The 19088-nt window shown below is 64.7% G+C and carries 12 protein-coding genes and 1 pseudogene; 11 read left to right on the plus strand and 2 right to left on the minus strand.

Features of this window, described 5'->3' with window-relative positions; genetic code table 11:
• The first annotated feature begins 60 nt into the window (after positions 1-60).
• The 11 genes and pseudogenes from ASE79_RS09655 (at position 61) to ASE79_RS09705 (ending at position 15401) form a co-directional block, all read left to right on the plus strand.
• Positions 61-3003, plus strand: a complete 2943-nt coding sequence (locus ASE79_RS09655) for a glycoside hydrolase family 2 protein (protein ID WP_082445214.1) — start codon at positions 61-63, stop codon at positions 3001-3003.
• Between the two features lie 4 nt (positions 3004-3007).
• Positions 3008-4975, plus strand: a complete 1968-nt coding sequence (locus ASE79_RS09660) for a glycoside hydrolase family 97 protein (RefSeq protein WP_056415247.1) — start codon at positions 3008-3010, stop codon at positions 4973-4975.
• Positions 4976-4985: 10 nt separating this feature from the next.
• Entirely contained in the window at positions 4986-5759 is a 774-nt protein-coding gene (locus ASE79_RS09665; RefSeq protein ID WP_235516836.1) for a GDSL-type esterase/lipase family protein, read from the plus strand.
• Positions 5756-7216 (plus strand): carboxylesterase/lipase family protein, encoded by a 1461-nt coding sequence (locus ASE79_RS09670; protein WP_056415252.1) that lies wholly within the window; start codon positions 5756-5758, stop codon positions 7214-7216. The genes ASE79_RS09665 and ASE79_RS09670 overlap by 4 nt, the downstream gene beginning before the upstream one ends.
• A gap of 312 nt (positions 7217-7528) precedes the next feature.
• Positions 7529-9466 (plus strand): energy transducer TonB, encoded by a 1938-nt coding sequence (locus ASE79_RS09675; protein WP_156359637.1) that lies wholly within the window; start codon positions 7529-7531, stop codon positions 9464-9466.
• Between the two features lie 273 nt (positions 9467-9739).
• Positions 9740-10371, plus strand: a pseudogene (locus ASE79_RS09680) (tyrosine-type recombinase/integrase).
• A gap of 420 nt (positions 10372-10791) precedes the next feature.
• The gene (locus ASE79_RS09685; RefSeq protein ID WP_056415261.1) at positions 10792-11604 is read left to right on the plus strand and encodes a hypothetical protein; all 813 of its coding nucleotides are present in this window, start codon (positions 10792-10794) and stop codon (positions 11602-11604) included.
• A 146-nt stretch (positions 11605-11750) separates the two neighbouring features.
• Positions 11751-12953, plus strand: a complete 1203-nt coding sequence (locus tag ASE79_RS09690) for a glycoside hydrolase 5 family protein (protein ID WP_200910348.1) — start codon at positions 11751-11753, stop codon at positions 12951-12953.
• Positions 12953-13960, plus strand: a complete 1008-nt coding sequence (locus ASE79_RS09695; protein WP_235516837.1) for a glycosyl hydrolase — start codon at positions 12953-12955, stop codon at positions 13958-13960. Before ASE79_RS09690 ends, ASE79_RS09695 begins: the two co-directional genes overlap by 1 nt.
• A 44-nt stretch (positions 13961-14004) precedes the next feature.
• Positions 14005-15051, plus strand: a complete 1047-nt coding sequence (locus tag ASE79_RS09700) for an SGNH/GDSL hydrolase family protein (RefSeq protein ID WP_235516838.1) — start codon at positions 14005-14007, stop codon at positions 15049-15051.
• Between the two features lie 134 nt (positions 15052-15185).
• Positions 15186-15401: a hypothetical protein gene (locus tag ASE79_RS09705; protein WP_056415265.1), complete on the plus strand. Its 216-nt coding sequence runs from the start codon at positions 15186-15188 to the stop codon at positions 15399-15401.
• 246 nt (positions 15402-15647) lie between these two features.
• Here ASE79_RS09705 and ASE79_RS09710 read toward each other — a convergent pair whose 3' ends face one another.
• Both ASE79_RS09710 and ASE79_RS09715 read right to left on the minus strand, forming a co-directional pair.
• A complete protein-coding gene (locus tag ASE79_RS09710; RefSeq protein WP_056415270.1) occupies positions 15648-17315 on the minus strand; it encodes an MFS transporter in 1668 nt (555 codons plus the stop codon).
• 224 nt (positions 17316-17539) lie between these two features.
• Positions 17540-18988: a DcaP family trimeric outer membrane transporter gene (locus ASE79_RS09715; protein WP_235516839.1), complete on the minus strand. Its 1449-nt coding sequence runs from the start codon at positions 18986-18988 to the stop codon at positions 17540-17542.
• Positions 18989-19088: the final 100 nt, after the last annotated feature.

The following is a 19088-nucleotide window of genomic DNA, read 5'->3' on the forward strand; positions in this document are numbered from 1 at the left end:
TTTTTAGAGCTTGATCGTGCAGCCCGGCCAGAGATCCGGCTGCCGAAAAGGGGATGACTGATGACCGACTGTTCGATCCGCATCTACGGCGCCGCTGCGCTCGCGTCGCTGCTCGCGTCAACGGCAGTCGCCCAGACAGCACCGCCCGCCCCCCTTCCCGCCGGGTATGCCGGACGCGACCCCGTTCGGTCCGAATGGCCGGTGCAGGTCCGCCAGTCGCTCGGCCAGGTCGCTCCGCAGGATCCGGCCACGCTTCCCCGCAGTCGCGCGCCCTTGTCGAAGCCGGTTGCGAAACCGGCGCCGGGAGGCCCGGCGCTGACGCAGCGGTCACCCGGGCTATGGACCGTCGCCGGCTGGCGGCTCGCCGAAGCCCCCGATGTGAAGGCGGACGGCGCGACGGTATCGCGCGCCGGCTATGACGCGAAGTCATGGTACGTGGCCACCGTGCCGGGCACCGTGCTGACGACACTGGTCGATCGCGGCGTGTATCCCGACCCTGCGTTCGGGCTGAACAACATGGCGATTCCCGAGCGGCTTGCGCGACAGGATTACTGGTATCGCACCGAGATCGACGTTCCGGCCGGCACGCTCGGCAAGCATCTCGAACTGAATTTCAAGGGCGTGAACTACGCCGCCGAGATTTGGCTCAACGGCGCTCGGCTCGGCACGATGAAGGGCGCGTTCATCCGCGGACGGTTCGACGTTACCGGCAAGCTTGCACCGGGGCGCAACGTCATTGCCGTCAAGGTCTCGCCGCCACCGCATCCCGGCATAGCGCACGAGGAGTCGATGACGGCGGGCGTCGGCGAGAATGGTGGCATGCAGATGCTCGACGGGCCGACATTCGTCGCAACCGAGGGCTGGGACTGGATCCCCTCGATCCGCGACCGCAACACCGGGCTGTGGCAGGGCGTCGATCTGATCGCGACCGGACCGGCGGCGCTGGGGGATACACAGGTCGTGACGACCTTGCCGAACGCCGACAACAGCGTGGCCAATGTCGAGATCACCGTTCCGGTCCGTAACCTGACCGACCAGCGGACGACCGCGACTGTCACTGCGACCTTCGATGACGTCACCGTGGCCAAGACGGTCGCGCTAGCCGCCTATGCGAGCGCCGACGTGACGATGGCCCCCACCGAGTTTCCGACGCTGGCGGTGCGCAATCCCAAGCTGTGGTGGCCGAACGGATACGGCGCCCCCGCGTTGCATGACCTGACTCTGACCAGCGTGGTCGGCGGTGCGGTTTCGGACACCAAGACGCTGCGCTTTGGAATGCGGCAGGTGACGTACGAGATCTCGCTGATGGACAAGACCGATACGCTGCGCCGCGTCGGCATCGACCTGTCCAAGGCGCGCGCGCTACATACGCAGATCGTCGACGGCACGCACCAGGGCATCCGCCAGACCGAGAATGGCTGGGCAGCCTCGCTCGTCCCCGGCGCGGAGACGTCGCCCGCGGTGACGCCGGTCGCGGGTGATGCGGGTCTCGCGCCGTATCTGCTTATCAAGGTCAACGGCGTGCGGATCGCCGCGCGTGGCGGCAATATCGGCATGGACGACTTCATGAAGCGGACCGAGCGCGCGCGCCTGCTCCCGTTCTTCCGGCTGCATCAGGATGCCAACCTCAACATCATCCGCAACTGGGTCGGCCAGAATACCGAAGAGACGTTCTACGATCTCGCCGACGAGCACGGGCTGATGATCCTCAACGACTTCTGGGAATCGACGCAGGACTACAACATCGAGGCACAGGACGTGCCGCTGTTCACCGCCAACGCCGAGGACGTGGTGAAGCGCTTCCGCAACCATCCCTCAATCGTCGTCTGGTTCGGCCGCAACGAGGGGGTGCCGCAGCCGATCCTGAACGAGTCGTTGCAGCGGATCATCAACCGCGAGGACGGTACGCGGCTGTACATGGGCTCGTCGAACCGCGTGAACCTGCAAAACAGCGGGCCGTATAACTGGCGGCCGGAGTCGACCTATTTCACCGATCACGCCAAGGGCTTTTCGGTCGAGCTTGGCACGCCCAGTTTCCCGACCCTGGAGGCCTGGACGCGCGCAATCCCAAAGGCTGACCTGTGGCCGATCGGCGATACATGGGCGTATCACGACTGGCACCAGACCGGGAACGGCGCGGTCAAGACGTACATGGATACGCTGGCGACGCGCTATGGCGCGGGGACCAGCCTGCCCGACTTCGAACGCAAGGCGCAGATGATGGAGTACGACTCCTATCGCGCGATCTTCGAGGGCTTCAACGCCGGGCTGTGGACCACCAACTCCGCAAGGATGCTGTGGATGACGCAGCCGGCTTGGCCGTCGTCAGCGTGGCAGATCTTCTCGTCCGACTATGACACGCATGCTGCGTTCTACGGAACGAAGAAGGCCTCGGAGCCGGTCCACGTCCAGATGAACCTGCCCGACCACAAGATCGTCCTGGTCAACAACGGTCCGGCGCTGACGGCAGCTGTCGTCCACGCCAGAGTGACGTCGCTCGACAACCGCGTGCTGGCGGACCAGCGCGCGACCGTCAGCGCCGGCGCCGGGCTGGTCGCGGATGCCTTCACGCTCGATCTCGCGCCGCTACTGGTGCAGGGCATGGTGCTGGTTTCGCTCGACGTGACCGACGTCGGAGGCAAGACCGTCTCGCAGAACGTCTATTGGCAAGGGGCGGACGATACCGCTTATCGCGGCATGACGCAGATGGCGAAGGTCCGCCTCACATCGACCGCGACCAGCCACCGCGACGGCGACGAGATCGCCACCACGCTCGATCTGTCCAATCCGGGCAGCGTCGCCGCGCTGGCGACCAAGTTGACGGTGATGAACGCCGACGGGACGCAGGTCCTGCCGGCGTATTTTACCGATAACTACGTCTCGCTGCTGCCGGGCGCCAAACGCCGAATAGAGATCCGCTACCCGGCCTCCGCGACGAAGGGCAAGACGACGGTGGCGTTGCGCGGCTGGAACGTGACGCCGGCCGCCGTCAAGGTCCGCTGAGCCGATGAAGATCCTCGCCGCCCTGACCTTGCTCGCAGCACCCGCGGTTGCCGCGGCGCAGGATCGCCATCTCCAGTCCCCGAACGGCGCGATCGATGTCACGATCGGCCAGGATTCGGCAACCAGAGGGCCAACCTACGCGATCGCGGTCCACGGCCGTCCGGTGATCGACATGTCCCCGCTCGGCCTCGCGTTCGAGGCGTACAAGAAACTGGGTCCCGATACCAATGTCACCGGCGCTGTGCGGACCAGCGTCGACACCCGCTATCGGCTGATCGCAGGAAAGACCTCCACCGCGCGCGATCATTATAACGAACTCACGCTGAACCTGATTGAGACCGGCGGCGCGCGGCGGCGGCTCGATATCGTCTTTCGCGTCTATGACGACGGCGTCGCGTTCCGCTACCGATTGCCCGTCCAGCCCGGCTTCACCGACCTCAGGCTTTCGGGTGAACTGACCGAATTCGCCTTCCCTGCGGACTATCGCTGCTGGGGTCTCAACCTCGGACGATTCGACACCAGCCACGAGGGCGAATACGACCCGGTTCAGGCGTCGCAGGTCCGTCCGCACAACCTATTCGAGATGCCGGTCACCTGTCGCACCGGTGCGGGCGATACGAGCTTCGCAATCACCGACGCCGATCTGCACGACTATGCAGGCGCGTACTTGACCGGGCGCGAGACCGGGGCGCTCGGCTTCGCCACACGCCTGACGCCGCGGCTCGATGATGCCGGGATCGCTGTTAAGGCCAATGTCCGGACTACCGGCCTAGTTACGCCATGGCGCGTCGTCATGCTCGCCGACACGCCCGGCAAACTGATCGAGTCGACGATCCTGACCAGCCTTAACCCGGCCCCGAAGGGCGACTTCGCATGGGTGAAGCCGGGCAAAACTGCGTGGGACTGGTGGAACGGTCCGACGTTGAGGGCGCTCCCCGGCGGCGCGGGCATGAACGACGCGACGATCAAGGCGTATATCGATTTTGCCGCGGCCAACAGCCTGCCCTACATGCTGATCGACGAGGGCTGGTACATCAACAGCGGCGGCGGGCCTGTGGTCTATCCAGGCGCCGACATCATGACGGTCGTCCCCACGATCGATCTGCCCAGCCTCGTTCGCTATGCCGCAGACCGAAAGGTCGGGCTGTGGCTTTGGGCGAACTGGCGCGTGCTCGATGCGAAGATGGATGCAGCGTTCGCGCACTATGCCGCGATGGGGATCAAGGGCGTGAAGGTCGACTTCATGGACCGCAGCGACCAACAGATCGTCGACTTCTACCAGCGCATATTCAAGGCGAGTGCCGCGCATCACCTGATGCTGGACCTGCACGGTGCGTATCATCCGACCGGCGCGACGCGGACCTGGCCGCAGTTCCTGACGCAGGAGGGCGTGCTCGGCGCCGAATACAACAAGTGGACGCGGCGGATCACTGCGCGACACAATGTCACGCTGCCATTTACGCGTGGGCTGGCCGGGCCGTACGACTATACGCCGGGCGGCTTTCGCAACGCGACGCCCGCGACGTTCCGGATCGAGCCGCAGACGCCGATGGTGCAAACGACGCGCGGCCAGGCGCTGGCGATGTACGTCGTCTTTGACAGCCCGTTCATGGGTGTCTCCGACAGCCCCGACAACTACGCGGGCGCGGTGGGGTTCGACTTCGTGCGTGCGGTGCCTGCGAGCTGGGGCGAGACGCGTGTCGTGTCGGGAGCGATCGGCGAGCAGATTGTGACTGCGCGCCGATCGGGCAAGGATTGGTTCGTCGGCGCGATGACCGACGAGACGCCGCGCGTCCTCGACGTGCCGCTCGACTTTCTCGGAAGCGGACGCTTCACCGCCACGATCTGGCAGGACGGCGCGAGCCCGACCGATGTCGTCGCCACCAGTCGTATCGTCACTGCACGCGATACGGTGACGTTGAAGCTTGCAGGATCGGGCGGCGGCGCAATCCGCCTCGTGCCGATCCGATAGAGGAAACATGATGAAACCGACCCGTCTGTTGCTTGCCGCGCTTCCCATTGCCGTGGGATGCCCCGCCCTCGCCGCCGACCCCACGCCCGAGCAGAAGGCGCAATGGGCGAAGGAGGCCGAGGAGCGGCTGCATACCGACTGGGCCTATCTCGGCCGATACCGTGAAGCGAATGCGGCGCTGCGTGCGCCCGTCAAAGGCCAACCGCGGATCGTGCTGATCGGCGATTCGATCACGCAAGGCTGGTTCGATCAGGTGCCGGCATTCTTCAAGGGCGGCCGGATCGGTCGCGGGATCGGCGGTCAGACCACGCCCCAGATGCTCGTGCGCTTCCCCGCCGACGTTGTCGCGCTCAAGCCCGCAGTCGTGCAGATCATGGCCGGGACCAACGACATCGCGTTCAACACCGGACCGATGACACCGGACGAGAGCAAGGCCAATATCCGCGCGATGACAGAATTGGCGCAGGCCAACGGCATCCGCGTCATCCTCGCCTCGATTCCGCCAGCCGATCAGTATCCGTGGCGTCCGGGTCTCGACACGGGCAGCAAGATCGCGGCGATGAATGCGTGGCTCAAGGGCTATGCGGCGGCGACGGGCTCGACCTATGCCGATTACTGGTCCGCGTTGGTCGCGCCCGGTACGCTGGGCATGCGTGAAGGCCTATCGTCGGATCACGTCCACCCGACGCCGGCGGGCTATGCAGTCATGGCGCCGGTCGCGGAGCGCGCGTTCAAGGCGGCATTGTCGCGTCCAGCGCCGACACGCGTGGTCATCGCCAAGTGATCCTGCTCGCCGCGCTGTTCGCCGCCACCACAGTCGTTCCGACGCAGCAGGGCACCGTGCGCGGCGAAGTCACCGAGGACGGCCGCAACTTGTTCCGCGGCATCCCCTATGCCGCACCGCCCATCGGCCCTCTCCGCTGGAAACCACCACAGCCGATGCGGCGCTGGACGCACGCGCGCGACGCGACCAAATCGGCGGCGTCGTGCCCGCAGGTCGATCGCGGCTGGAACACGCAGGCGGCAAGCTTCGCCAGCGAGGACTGCCTGTTCCTCGAAGTCGCGACGCCGGATCTCAAGCCAGGCAAGCCGCTGCCGGTGATGGTCTGGATCCATGGCGGCTCCAACTATGCGGGGGGCGGTTCAGGAACGATCCAGTCCGGGATGGTACGCAAGGGCGTGGTGCTCGTCAGCATCCAGTACCGGCTTGGCGCACTCGGCTTTCTCTCGCACCCGGCACTGACCCGCGAAAGCGGCGGCGCATCAGGCAATTACGGACTGATGGACCAGCAGGCGGCGTTGCGCTGGGTGCGCGCCAACATCGCGGCCTTTGGCGGCGATCCCGCCAACGTCACGCTTTTCGGGGAGAGCGCTGGCGCGATGGATGTCGGCCTGCACCTGCTCAGCCTCGGATCGCGCGGGCTGTTCGCCAAGGCAATCGAGGAGAGCGGCACGCCCGGCTTCGGCACGCCACCCCGCAGCCTCGCCGAGAACGAACGCCTTGGCATGGCGATCGCGGCCAAGGCAGGCATCGCGCAGACGGCTGCGGCGCTGCGCGCACTCCCCGTCGCCACGCTGATCGCCGCGAGCGAGGCGATCGACGTACCTGGTCTCGCCGACAAGAGCTTCATCTGGCTTCAGGCGATCGTCGACGGCCGCTTTCTCACCGAAACCCCCGCGACTATTTTGGCAGAAGGCGGCAACCCCGCCCCGCTGATCATCGGCAGCAACGCGAGAGAACTGACGCTCCACGGCGGCATATCGCGTGCCGACGAAGCAATCGCGGACGCGTTCGGTAGCAACGCTGCGCTCGCGCGGAAAGCGTACGGGGTGAATGCGACTCCGGCGGCCGATCCGCGACTGGGCGATCTCGGCCTGATTTTGTCGAACGACATAAACTTCCGCTGCCCGGTGACGGTAGTTTCCGCTGCTCGGGCACGCGCCGGCCAGCCAGTGTGGCAATATCAGTTCGACTATACCGCCCCCGACGCCAAGCCCGTGACCCACGGCAGCGAGATCCGCTACGTGATGCAAAGCGCTCAGGATCTTGAAGCCGGCGCGCCGCCGATGCAGGCTTATTGGCTGGCCTTCGCGCGCACCGGCGCACCCAGCGCAGCAGGCCTTCCAAACTGGAAGCGCTACGACCTGGCGACGAAAACCTATCTCGGTTTCGTGAACGGATGTCCGCAACCCGGCAACAACCTGCGGGCGGAAGTGTGCAATTTACGGAGCGCGCCTTAGCCGCCTGATCATGCGATGTTGGCTGATCCGCCCCATGTTTTTGTTACGAAGGCGGGTGCAGTCGCTGCGAAACAAGACTTCACGCCTTTTACCGACCGACACGGAGCATGCGCATGCCTCGCTACCGGTACGAGATTGGCGGGGGCGACGTGGCAGACCCATTCGCGGTCATTCAGAACCACCTCACCGCTTCCCCAGAGCGGCAGTCCTTTCACGTAGATCGGCTACCGCTCTGACGGTTAGCAAGCCGTCATCGTATTGCTTGACGCTCACTTCCCCGTCGGGAATGCTTCAGCAAACGGGGGGACGGCATTGAAACGCTTGAACGTGATTTGCGCAGGATTGCTGTCCGTTGGGGTGGGCTCGGCGGCACTGGCCGCTTTTTCGAGCCCGCAGCCGGACGGCGCCGTCGTGCAACGGGCGCTCGATGCCCATGATTATCGACGAGCCGGCATCGAGCTCAACAAGCTGATTACCGAACGTTTGCCAGGGTCAGACAAGGGCGGACCCGATCCCGTTCTCGACCGGCTGTTTGCGGAGCTGATCTCGGCGAACGGGACGCCCGCGAGCGCGACAACGTTGCTCTTGCGGCTGAACGCGCAGCCAGGCTTGAAGAACCGCGGGCACTATCAGCTCCTGTTGGCAACGGCGCGGGAAGAGAGCGGCCAGTTCACCAACGCCGAGCGGCTGTACCAGTCGGTGAGTGCTGATCGGCAGGCGTCTGCGGAAGATCGCACCAGCAGCGTCATCGGTTATGCACGGTTGCGGATGATAACCAGCCCAGACGACGCGATTTCTGCCCTACAATCAGCGCAGCCGTTACCGGCTCAGGCATGGGAAGTGGATCTGCAACGGGCACGAGCCGAGGCGCTCGCGGGCCGCGACGATGCCGCGCAGGCCGCCATGCAGCGGGCATGGTCGGAAGCTCCCATGGCTGGGGCAGAACAAGGTGCCGCAGCCCGTGTCGCTTCAGACATGATGGTGACGGCCGGCAGGAAAGGAGATCGGGGACGGCTGATCGCGATGCTTGCGGTTGATCGGCTGAATCGCGGCACCAACACGGGTCAAGAGGTGCTCGGTGCCGACGTGCCGATCTGCGGGTCCGCCGGCATTACTCCGAACGACAGCGTTGCCGTCGAGTTCTCGCGGCAAGCTCCTCCCGGACGACCGCGCTTCTCGTTGGTTTGGGCAAGCCGGGCAGGCATTGCCGCGGCGTTTCTCGATGGCGTTGCACGGAACCCTGGGTTCCAAGTTCAGGACGGTCAAGCGACCACCGTTGTCCTGAAGTGTCGCCTGGGTCCAGCGGCCGATTATCAGGTAAGAGCGGACCTCGACGACCAAATCCTTAGCTGGAGTACAAGCCGCGGGGCGTATCCGTTGCTGGACACCGGGGATGAGAGCGACACGCCATCGCTGGCAAGCCTGCTTGCCGAGCGTGAGCGGCGTTACGGATCGACCTCGGTCATGTTGCTGCCCGTTCTGGTCCAGATACTGGGCCCAACGGTAGCGAGTGGCATGGACAATCAAGAGGCACGAGCTCGCGCTGCCGCGCTGTCCCACCGGATCGCCGACATCATCGCGGCCAACGGCGCCCCGGCAGACATGGTTCTGTTCAGTGCGCTCTCCACAACCGGACTGGACGTCGCGGCGCAAAGCAAGTCCGTTACTGCCGCGCAGGCCGAGTTCCAGTCGTTGTTGGGTCAGGCAGCACGTAATTCAGCGGTATCGCTCGATAACCTGTTCACGGTGGTGAGCAACGCGACAGCCTATACCCAAGCCCCCACCGCTCTACGAGTGCAGTTGCTGGAGCAGACCATTGCCGTGCTACGCGCGCACGTGCCTGCCACTGACCCGCGACTGATGGCACTGGGGCTTCGACTGCTGAGCGTCAGACGCGAGCAAGGCGACAGTGCGGCGGTTGCCGCTCTGATTGAGCAGTTCGACTTCGCACCCGACCTTTGCAACGTCGCCGCTCCGCCCGTGCGATTTACCTCGTCCAACATCACCGCCGATGATTACCCGCCGGACCTCGTGCAGGCGATGCTGCAGGGACGCACGATGCTCGAATTCAGCATCAGCCCCACAGGCACGGCGACAGCCGCGCGCGTTCTCGTTTCTGATCCGCCCTTTGCCTTTGACGCGGTTGCGCTCGCCAAGAGCTTGACCCTCACCTACGAGCCGGCGAAGACGGCCGGGGTGCCCCGGTCATGCCGAGCGCAGGTACAGCCAATCCGATGGCAGCTGCCTTAATAAGTTAGCCGCCCCAATCCTTCCGACTCAGGCGGGAACCTCCGTCAAAGCGGCTCAGCGCGGCGGCAATAAACTCGGCCGGGGTCAGAGTTTAAATCCGAGTACCGAACCTCCGATATTTGTTCACACTAACGCCGGAGAAGACGCGCTAGGCTTCGAACCACCGTTGCTGTTCCGACTGCTAGTTTGTGGCACGGACACTTCATTCGAACACCGATGATTAACTCTGATGCGCCACTTCGGAAGAACAACCCTGCTCCTTGGATGTGAGCTATGGGGCACTCGCGGTTTGATCCTGCAGTTGCAGAACGTCGTCCTTGGAATGAGGGACACCTGCGTGGTGCGAAGCGCGCGCTGAAACAGCAACAGGTCTGGGCGAGAGCTTCTGGTTGGACCAGCATCGCCGATTAGGCGACACGGCGCTGTTCGACTTCGCGATCGGCAGCAAGTTACGCGGCTGCGACGTCGTCAAAGTTCGCATGGGCGATGTGGGGTCAGGCGGACGCGTCCGCGATCGAGCCATTGTCGTGCAGCAGAAGACCAATCGGCCGGTGCAGTTCGAGCTGATGGAGACGGCCCGGAAGACAATGCGTGCGTGGCTGGAGCGACGCGGTGGCACGCTGGGCGACTATGTCTTCCCCAGTCGAAACGACTACATGAACCACATGAGCACGCGCCAGTATGCCCGCCTCGTTCACGAATGGGGCGCTGGCATCGGCCTCCAGCCCGACGATTACGGGACCCACTCACTCCGGCGAACCAAGGCGTCGATCATTTACAAGGCGACGGGCAATCTCAGGGCCGTCCAGATCCTGCTCGGTCACGCTAAAAATGACAGCACGGTGCGCTACCTCGGGGTCGGTGTGGAGGATGCCCTCGAATTGGCGGAACGAACCGAGGTCTGAGCAAACCCAATTGCAGACGTTCGCGCCCCCTCCCCCGGTTCATAATTTCCGCCGTTCGTTCATGTGATCGGACGGCAGCTGGCGGGTGGCCGATCGGCAGCCTGTAGGGCGCAAAATGAGAAGAGAGCCCCCGTTAGCTCAGTCGCTCGAAGCGTTCGAGAACACGGTCATCAGAATGGCGTCGGTGACTTCAGGCCCGTACCACGCACAGCATCAGCCTCGAGCTTTTGGCCCTGAGAAGTCTATGTAAAGACTGAGGTCAGGTAGCCGGTCGTTCATCTGCGTCCGCGGAGATGCCAAGGCTCCGTTCGATATCTCGTTCCACGATCAAACTCACGTAAGCTCGGGCATCTAGCGTTGTCGTTGGCGTTCGCAGACCCGAATGCCAAACGGCGTGACGTAGGACACAAAGAAATTCGAATGCGCGCCGGTGCCTGCCTGATTGCCCTGCTCCTGATCACCACGGTTAACGCTCAAACGCCCAGCGGCAGCGCCTATCATCGCGCACCCGATGTGATCGCCAAGGCACTGGAAACGCCGCCTATCCCCGGCGTCGCGGTCGGCCCCGATCACCGCACGCTGACGATTTTGGGGCGCGAGAATTTGCCGTCGATCGCCAATCTGTCAAAACCGATCTCGCGGCTGGGCGGCTACCGCATCGACCCCGCCGCCAATGGTCAGGCCGAGGTCCGCGTGCAATGGCTGAACGCACTGAGCTTCAAGGACGTCGGCTCGGGGAGGACCGTCGCGGTCAAGCTGCCCGCCGGCTTGCGCTTCGCCGCACCCAATTGGTCACCCGACGGCACCCGTCTTGCCTTCTGCGCGCACGAGGCCGACGGCCTGTCGCTATGGATCGCCGAGCGCAACGGCAGCGCCCGCATGGTCGCTCGGGGGCTGAACGGCACGTTCGGCACGCCCTTCGCAAGGATGCCGGACAGCAAGGCGCTAGTCAGCAATACCGTGCCCGCCAGTCGCGGAACGGCACCCGTTTCGAGCAGCACGCCCACCGGCCCGGTGATCCAGGAAAGCGCCGGTCGCACTTCGGCGGCGCGGACCTATCAAACACTGAGTTACGCCGGCCATTCGGAACCTCGCTTTGGCCGGCGGAATTCATCCGGTGAGGACATTCCGCGGTGGCGCCGAGCCAGGCGGAATCCTAAGGTCGTTCCAATACGGACCGACGTGATCGGTCGCGGAAAAACAGGCGTAACAGGGGGGATGGCATGGCGGTAATCGACAGGCGCGCAGCGTTGCTCGCGGGTGTGGCTCTCGTCGCTGCCTGCACGAATACGGCGCATCTTACGACCAACAGGCTCGGTAGCCGTCCGGAGGCTTTATCGTTCGTTACGGTCCACGGGCACCGTTTCGAACGCAACGGCATGCCGTATCGCTACGTTGGCGCGAATATCTGGTACGCTGCGTGGCTTGGCGCGGACACCGCCTATGGTGATCGTGCACGGCTTGGCCGCGAGCTGGACCGGTTGAAAGCGCTCGGCGTACGCAACCTGCGCATCCTGGGCTCGGCCGAAATCTCGCCGCTTAAGAACTCGATCACGCCGGGATTCCGCGACAGGACCGCGACCTACAACGAGGATCTGCTCAAGGGCCTCGACTGGACGCTCGCCGAGATGGCGAAGCGCGACATGACCGGGGTAATCTACCTGACCAACTTCTGGGAATGGTCGGGCGGGATGATGACGTATCTGTCGTGGGTCAATGGCGGCAGGTTCATCGACATGAACGACCCTGCACACCCCTGGCCCGAGTTCGCCGATTGGAACGCGGCGTTCTATACCAACGGCCAGGCGCAGGCGATGTACCGCGATTATATTCGCGCGGTCGTCACGCGCAAAAACAGCGTCACGGGCGTCGGCTATGTCGCCGATCCGACGATCATGGCGTGGCAGCTGGCAAATGAACCGCGTCCCGCGGGCGGTGACAAGGCCGCGATTCCCAATCTTCCGAACTTCTATCGCTGGATCGACGAGACCGCCCGCTACATCAAGACGCTCGATCCCAATCACCTCGTCTCGACTGGCTCGGAAGGGCTGAAGGGCTCGATCGAACGCGAAGACGTCGTACTCGCCGCGCATCGCTCGCCGTCGATCGACTACCTCACGACGCATATCTGGCCGAACAACTGGACCTGGATGGATTCGGGGAACCTCGCCGGCACCTATGACGCGGGCGCGACGAAGGTGGCGGACTATCTCGACACGCATATCCGGCTTGCGACGACGCTGGGCAAGCCGCTGGTGATCGAGGAGTTCGGCTATCCGCGCGACGGCAAGACCGCCTACGACCCGACCATCACCACCGTCTACAAGGACCGCTTCTACCGTCAGATATATGCGGCGATCGAAGCAAACGCGAAGGCCGGCGGACCGCTCGCGGGCTCGAACTTCTGGGCATGGAACGGCGAAGCGCGAACGCCGCATGTCGATTACCGCTTCCAGCGCGGCGACCTCGGCTACATGGGCGATCCGCCGCACGAACCGCAGGGCTGGTACGGCGTTTTCGACAGTGACACCGCCACGCAATCCGTGATTCGCGCGCACGCCGCCGTGATGGCAGGACTGTGATGCTCAACCGACGCGAGACGCTCGGTCTGACGGCGGCGCTCGGCCTGATGCAGGGCATACCGGCACTGGCAGCGGTACCGGACCGTACCCTGAGCAACGCGAATGCCACCCCGACTGCGCGAAAGCTCTATACGTATCTGTGGAGCCAGTATGGTCGCAAGACACTGACCGGCCAGCAGGAACAGGGATCCGCGCCGCCCAACCCGCGCGGTGAACTCGATTACCTCCAGCAGGTCACGGGCAAGCTCCCCGCTATTCTCGGGCTCGACTATATCGACCCGCGCGATAACGATGCGGTGAACGACCGGGCGACCGCTTGGGCGCGCTCGGGCGGCATCGTCACCTTGTGCTGGCATTGGGGCGCACCCGATATCGGCACAGGCTACGAAAATTCGAAGAAGGATTTCGACGTCGCGGCCGCACTTAAACCCGGTACGCCGCAGAACATTGCCATGATGCGCGACATGACGGAGGTCGCGCGGCTGCTTGCCGTTCTTAAGGACCGCGGCGTGGCGGTGTTATGGCGCCCGTTCCACGAGTTCAGCGGCGACTGGTTCTGGTGGGGCAAGCGCGGCCCCGATGCGTTCAAATCGCTCTGGGCGCTGATGTACGATCAGTTCACGCGCGTCCACCGCCTGGGCAACCTCATCTGGGTGCTCGGCTGGGCGGGCCAGAACGTCGACCCTGCCTGGTATCCCGGGGACGCAACGGTCGATGTCGCCGGCGCGGATATCTACGCGAACGATCATGGCAATCTCGCAGCCATGTTCGCGCAGGTGAAGGCCATCGTCGGCGACACGCTTCCAATCTGCCTGCACGAGAACGGCCCGGTCCCCGATCCTGCATTGCTCGGCCCCACCGCAGACTGGCTCTGGTTCATGACATGGCACACGCGCTGGCTGACCGGCACCGACCAGAACACGGCGGACCAGCTACACCGTGACTATGCATCGAAACGCTATGTCACCAAGGACGAACTGCCCGCATGGCTGAAGGTGAAGGCATGAAAGCGGTCCTCGGGCTGTTTGCCACGGCACTCCTGTCGACGTTGGTGATCGCCGCTTCGCCAACGTTGACGCCGACCACCACGAAAGCCGGTGCGGCCCTCCCGGTCCATATCGGCGGACGCGCCGAACGGGTCGCGGAAGGGTATAGGCGCCAATGGCCGGGCACGTATTTCGAGTCGGCGTTCCGCGGCCCGAGCGCGCTGCTGAAGATCGGCCAGGGTGACATCGTCCTGCATGTGTCCGTCGATGGCGCCCCAGTCGCCAAACTCGTCAAGCCGAAGCCGGGGCTCTATCGCGTCGCCGGTCTCGCCCACGGTCGCCACACGATCCGCGTTGACGTCGCCAGCGAAAGCCAGTCCACGCCCACCGTCTTCGGAGGATTCTACGCCGCGTCCGGAACACGCCCCCTCCCCGCGCCGAGCCGCGCCCGCCAAATCGAATTCATCGGCGACTCGCACACCGTCGGCTACGGCAATATCTCGACCCGGCGCGACTGTACGCAAGACGAAGTCTGGGCGACCACCGACACCGCCCAAGCCATGCCCGCGCTGACCGCCCGCCGCTATGCCGCGGACTATCAGGTCAACGCGATCTCCGGCCGCGGCATCGTCCGCAACTATGACGGCATGGCCGCCGATACCGTCCCGACCGCTTACCCGTTCACGCTGTTCGACAAGGCCGCGCGCTACGCCGACCCCGCCTGGCACCCTCACTTGTTCGTGATCGCGCTCGGGACCAACGACTTCACCACGCCTCTCCACCCCGGCGAGCCATGGAAAACGCGCGACGCACTGCACGCCGACTACGAGCAGCATTATGTCGATTTCGTCAAACGCCTACGCGCGCATGCCCCGAACGCGCACGTCATCCTGTGGGCCACCGATATGGCCAACGGCGAAATCGCATCCGAAGTCGGCAAGGTCGCTTCGCGCCTCAAAGCCGAAGGCGAGCGCGACATAGGCTTCATTCCGGTCACCGGCCTCGCCTTCACCGGATGTCACGCCCACCCGTCGACCTCGGACGACGCCCGGATTACCATGGCGCTATCAACCTATATCGACACGCACCCGGAGATATGGACACAGAAATAGCCAAACGATCTGGCCGTCGTAGCGCTAACCCGATAGCAGCGCTGCCAAGGCACGAATGATGCCTACCGCCCCGGGGGAGAGTACGTTGTAGGCCGCGTTTCCACGTTAACCTCGCGCTTCGGCCGTAGTCCGCGGTGACGCCGATAGCGCGTCCCACGGCGCCCGTGCCCGCGGTCGCGCATCTGAAGATCTGGCCAACCGCGAACGCTCGGATCGAGGCGCTGCTGAAACGCATGTCGGTCGCGGACAAGATCGACCAGCTGATCCAGGTCAACATCGCCAGCATCGAGCTCTCGGACCTGAGCTCCTACAAGCACGGCTCGATCCTCAACGGCAGAAATCCCGACTGAGCCTTGTCCTCGACGTCCGCGTCGACCGTCCCGCCACCGCGCCGGTCGGCTCGGCATGGTCAGCACCGACGGCAAGTCGGTCACCGTCCCAATCACCAGGACTCTCGCTACGGCCAAGGTCGGCGACTGAACCGGCGCCGGGTCGGCATGGTGGCGGTTGCGCGTCGAACCTGACGCGCAAAACACTTCGGGCCCGAGGCGCGCCGTAGCGCCTCGGGCCCGAGAGGTCGTCGGGAATGCCGTCGGTCAGCTATGCAGCGACCGGCGGAACGTCTCGGGCAGGAACACCAGCCCGACCAGCGCAGTCACCGCGCAGGCGACGATCGGGTACCACAGGCCGTAATAGATATCCCCGGTCGCCGCGACCATCGCGAACGCCGCGGTCGGCAGGAAGCCGCCGAACCAGCCATTGCCGATATGATAGGGCAGCGACATCGACGTGTAGCGGATCTTGGTCGGGAACAGCTCGACCAGCAGCGCGGCGATCGGCCCGTAGACCATCGTCACGTACAGCACGAGGATGACGAGGATCGCGACGACCAGCGGCTTGTTGATCTGCGCCGGATCGGCCTTTTCGGGGTAGCCGACCGCGGTCAGCGCGGTCTTCACCTCGGTACCGAACGCCTTGATCGCGGCTGCCTTGTCTGGCCCCGACACGACCGCGGGATTGACGACCGGGATGGTCGCGCCACCGATATGGATCTGCGCGACGGTGCCAGCAGGTGCGATCACGTTGGCATAGGAGATGCCCGCCTTCGCCAGATACGCCTTGGCGATGTCGCACGAGCTGCTGTCGAACTTGTTCTTGCCAACCGGATCGAACTGGACCGAGCACTCGTCGGGGTTGGCGACGACGCTCACCGGCGAATTGGCCTGCGCCGCGTAAAGCGCCGGGTTGGCGGCCTTCGACAGCGCATGGAACAGCGGCATGTAGGTCAGCGCGGCGAGCGCGCAGCCGGTCAGGATGATGTATTTCCGCCCGACCTTGTCCGACAGCCAGCCGAAGAAGATGAACGCCGGCGTCGCGATCAACAGCGCGATCGCGATCAGGATGTTGGTAGTCGGCCCGTCGACACGCAGGTTCTTCTCGAGGAAGAACAACGCGTAGAACTGGCTGGTGTAGAACACGACGCCTTGGCCGACGACCGCCCCGAACAGCGCGATCAGCACGATCTTCAGGTTGCTCCACTGCCCGAACGCCTCGGTCAGCGGGGCCTTCGACGTCTTGCCCTCGTCCTTCATCTTCTGGAACACCGGGCTCTCTTCGAGCTGCATGCGGATCCAGAGCGACACCGCGAGCAACGCGATCGAGACGATGAACGGGATGCGCCAGCCCCAGGCGGCAAACGCCTCTTCGCCGACCAGCGTGCGCACGCCGATGACGATCAGCAGCGCCGCGAACAACCCGAGCGACGCGGTGGTCTGGATGAAGCTGGTGAACAGCCCGCGCTTCTTGTCGGGCGCATGCTCGGCGACATAGGTCGCGGCACCACCATATTCGCCGCCGAGCGCGAGACCCTGCAACAGCCGCAGCACGACCAGCGCGATCGGCGCGGCGACGCCGACCGACGCGTAGCTCGGCAGCAGGCCGACGAGGAACGTCGACAGCCCCATGATCGCCATAGTGACGAGGAAGGTGTTCTTGCGGCCGACGACATCGCCGATCCGCCCGAACACCAGCGCACCGAACGGCCGCACCGCGAACCCGGCCGCGAACGCCGCGAGCGCGAAGATGAACCCGGTCGTCTCGTTGACGCCCGAGAAGAACTGCGCTGTGATGATCGTCGCGAGCAGGCCGTAGAGATAGAAATCATACCATTCGAACACCGCGCCGAGCGACGACGCGATGATGATCAAGGGTTGGCTCTGCTTCGCATGACCAAGGGGCGATGCGTCCCCGGTTGTCGTCGCCATGGCGATATCCTCTCAGATAAGGTGGATGGAACAGCCGATCGTCGCCGGCTCATGAACGCAAAGAAGTCGATCCGGCGCCGCTCTCACCCTCCCCCGCCAGGGGGAGGTGGCTGGCGCTTGCCAGACGGACGGGGCGGTAAACGATGACCATCGTTGTATGCCCTCCCCCTCCGTTACCTTCGGCGACACCTCCCCCTTGCGGGAGAGGATCGCGAAATCATGCCCTAGAACGAATAGCGTGCGGCAAGCTCGCCGCGGTCCATCTTGCCAACCTGGCCGTTGACTAGCTGGCGCTGCGCGTGGCGAAATTCGACGCCGAGATCGATGCTCTTGATCGGCGAGTAGAACAAATTGGCCGATGCGCTCCAGGCAGAGTCGGTCGCGCCGATCGGCTCGCCGCCGGTCGGGTAGTCGATCGACTGGACGCTGCCGATGAAGGTCGAGCGGAGCTTGTCGGTCCAGCCCAGCTTGAGCGCCGCGAACCCGGCGGTGAGGCTCGGCGTCTGCAATTCCGCCCCGGGCACGGCCGAGAAGACCGCATCGGGTGCGAGGTTCAGGCCGACATAGCGGCCGATCCCGTCGCCATGCGTGACCATGAAGCGGATGTCCGAATGGCCCGACGCATCGAGCGGCACCTTGCCCGCGAACGACACGCCCCAGCCTGTAGCACTCTCGTTCAGCGGTCCCGTGTCGATCGTCAGCTTCCGCGCCAGCCCCGCCAGCGAGAACTCGCCGAACGCGGTCTTGTAGTTCAGCCGCGCGGCAACGTCGGGAAGACGGTCATCCGCATTCTCGACCACTGCCGCGGACACCAGATTGGTCGATGCCGTCTCGGGGTTTTCCGCGGCGACCGACAGCGACAGCGTGTCGCTCAGCTTGCGCGTGTAGCGAACCTGCGCCTGACGGACGAACACGGTGCCTTCCGACGGCCCGATAAAGTCGGTCGTCTCGGGCAACGCGCCGATATACTGGAAGGTCGTCCATTCCTGCCCGAACAACCAGTTGTCGTAGGTGAAGAACGCGCGACGCAGGCCGGGGTTATAGCCGCTGACGACGCGCTGGTTCCCCTGCGTGCCGGGCACGACCTGGAAATCGAGTTCGAGCAGCCCCTTCAGGCTGTGCCCCGCGATCGGCGTATCCGTCGCGAGCACGATCCGGGTCTGCTTGGCATGAGATTCGAAGCTGTTGCCTTCGTTGCGTCCGCCGACCGGGGTCATGCTGGGGAAGTAGAAATCACGACCGACCGATTCCGGCGCGATATTGCCGCCACTGTAGCGGCTCACCGATGCCCAGGTCTTGAAGAAGCCGTTGAGCTTGACCGTGGTGCCCGCGACCTTGAACCCGTCGGTCGGCGCAGGCCCTGGTCCAGCGGGCTTTGCCTCCGCCAGCGCGGTCGGCGCAGTCGGGCCGCTCGGCCCGGTCGGATGCGGCGCAGTCGGCGACGATGCCATGGCGGTCGGTGGCGCGGTCGGCGACACAGCGGTTTGCGGCGCTGCGGCAGCAGTGGCGCGCGCGGCGGTCAGTTCCCCCCGCAGGTCCTGCACCGCGGCCTCGAGCGCCTTCAGTCGCGTCTCGAGCTCGGCCTCACGCGCCGTCTGCGCATACGCCGCAGCCGGTACCAGCGCAGTCCCTGCGAGCAGCGCCGTGAAGGCCAGCCGTGTCTTGAACACCATACATGTCATCCCCGTCTCCGCACTTTTCCACTGGTCTTACGCGTGGATATAAGCCTCGCCACCATGGCGGATTGCGAACGCCCGTCCATCCCTTACTTTG

The organism is Sphingomonas sp. Leaf28 (genome assembly GCF_001421685.1).
Classification (GTDB): Bacteria; Pseudomonadota; Alphaproteobacteria; order Sphingomonadales; family Sphingomonadaceae; genus Sphingomonas; species Sphingomonas aurantiaca.

Excerpts from the sequence above, each read along its gene's own strand:
- ASE79_RS09655 (WP_082445214.1), top strand. The coding sequence starts at position 61 with ATGACCGACTGTTCGATCCGCATCTACGGCGCCGCTGCGCTCGCGTCG.
- ASE79_RS09660 (WP_056415247.1), top strand. The coding sequence starts at position 3,008 with ATGAAGATCCTCGCCGCCCTGACCTTGCTCGCAGCACCCGCGGTTGCC.
- ASE79_RS09665 (WP_235516836.1), top strand. The coding sequence starts at position 4,986 with ATGAAACCGACCCGTCTGTTGCTTGCCGCGCTTCCCATTGCCGTGGGA.
- ASE79_RS09685 (WP_056415261.1), top strand. The coding sequence starts at position 10,792 with ATGCGCGCCGGTGCCTGCCTGATTGCCCTGCTCCTGATCACCACGGTT.
- ASE79_RS09690 (WP_200910348.1), top strand. The coding sequence starts at position 11,751 with ATGCCGTATCGCTACGTTGGCGCGAATATCTGGTACGCTGCGTGGCTT.
- ASE79_RS09695 (WP_235516837.1), top strand. The coding sequence starts at position 12,953 with ATGCTCAACCGACGCGAGACGCTCGGTCTGACGGCGGCGCTCGGCCTG.
- ASE79_RS09710 (WP_056415270.1), bottom strand. The coding sequence starts at position 17,315 with ATGGCGACGACAACCGGGGACGCATCGCCCCTTGGTCATGCGAAGCAG.
- ASE79_RS09715 (WP_235516839.1), bottom strand. The coding sequence starts at position 18,988 with ATGGTGTTCAAGACACGGCTGGCCTTCACGGCGCTGCTCGCAGGGACT.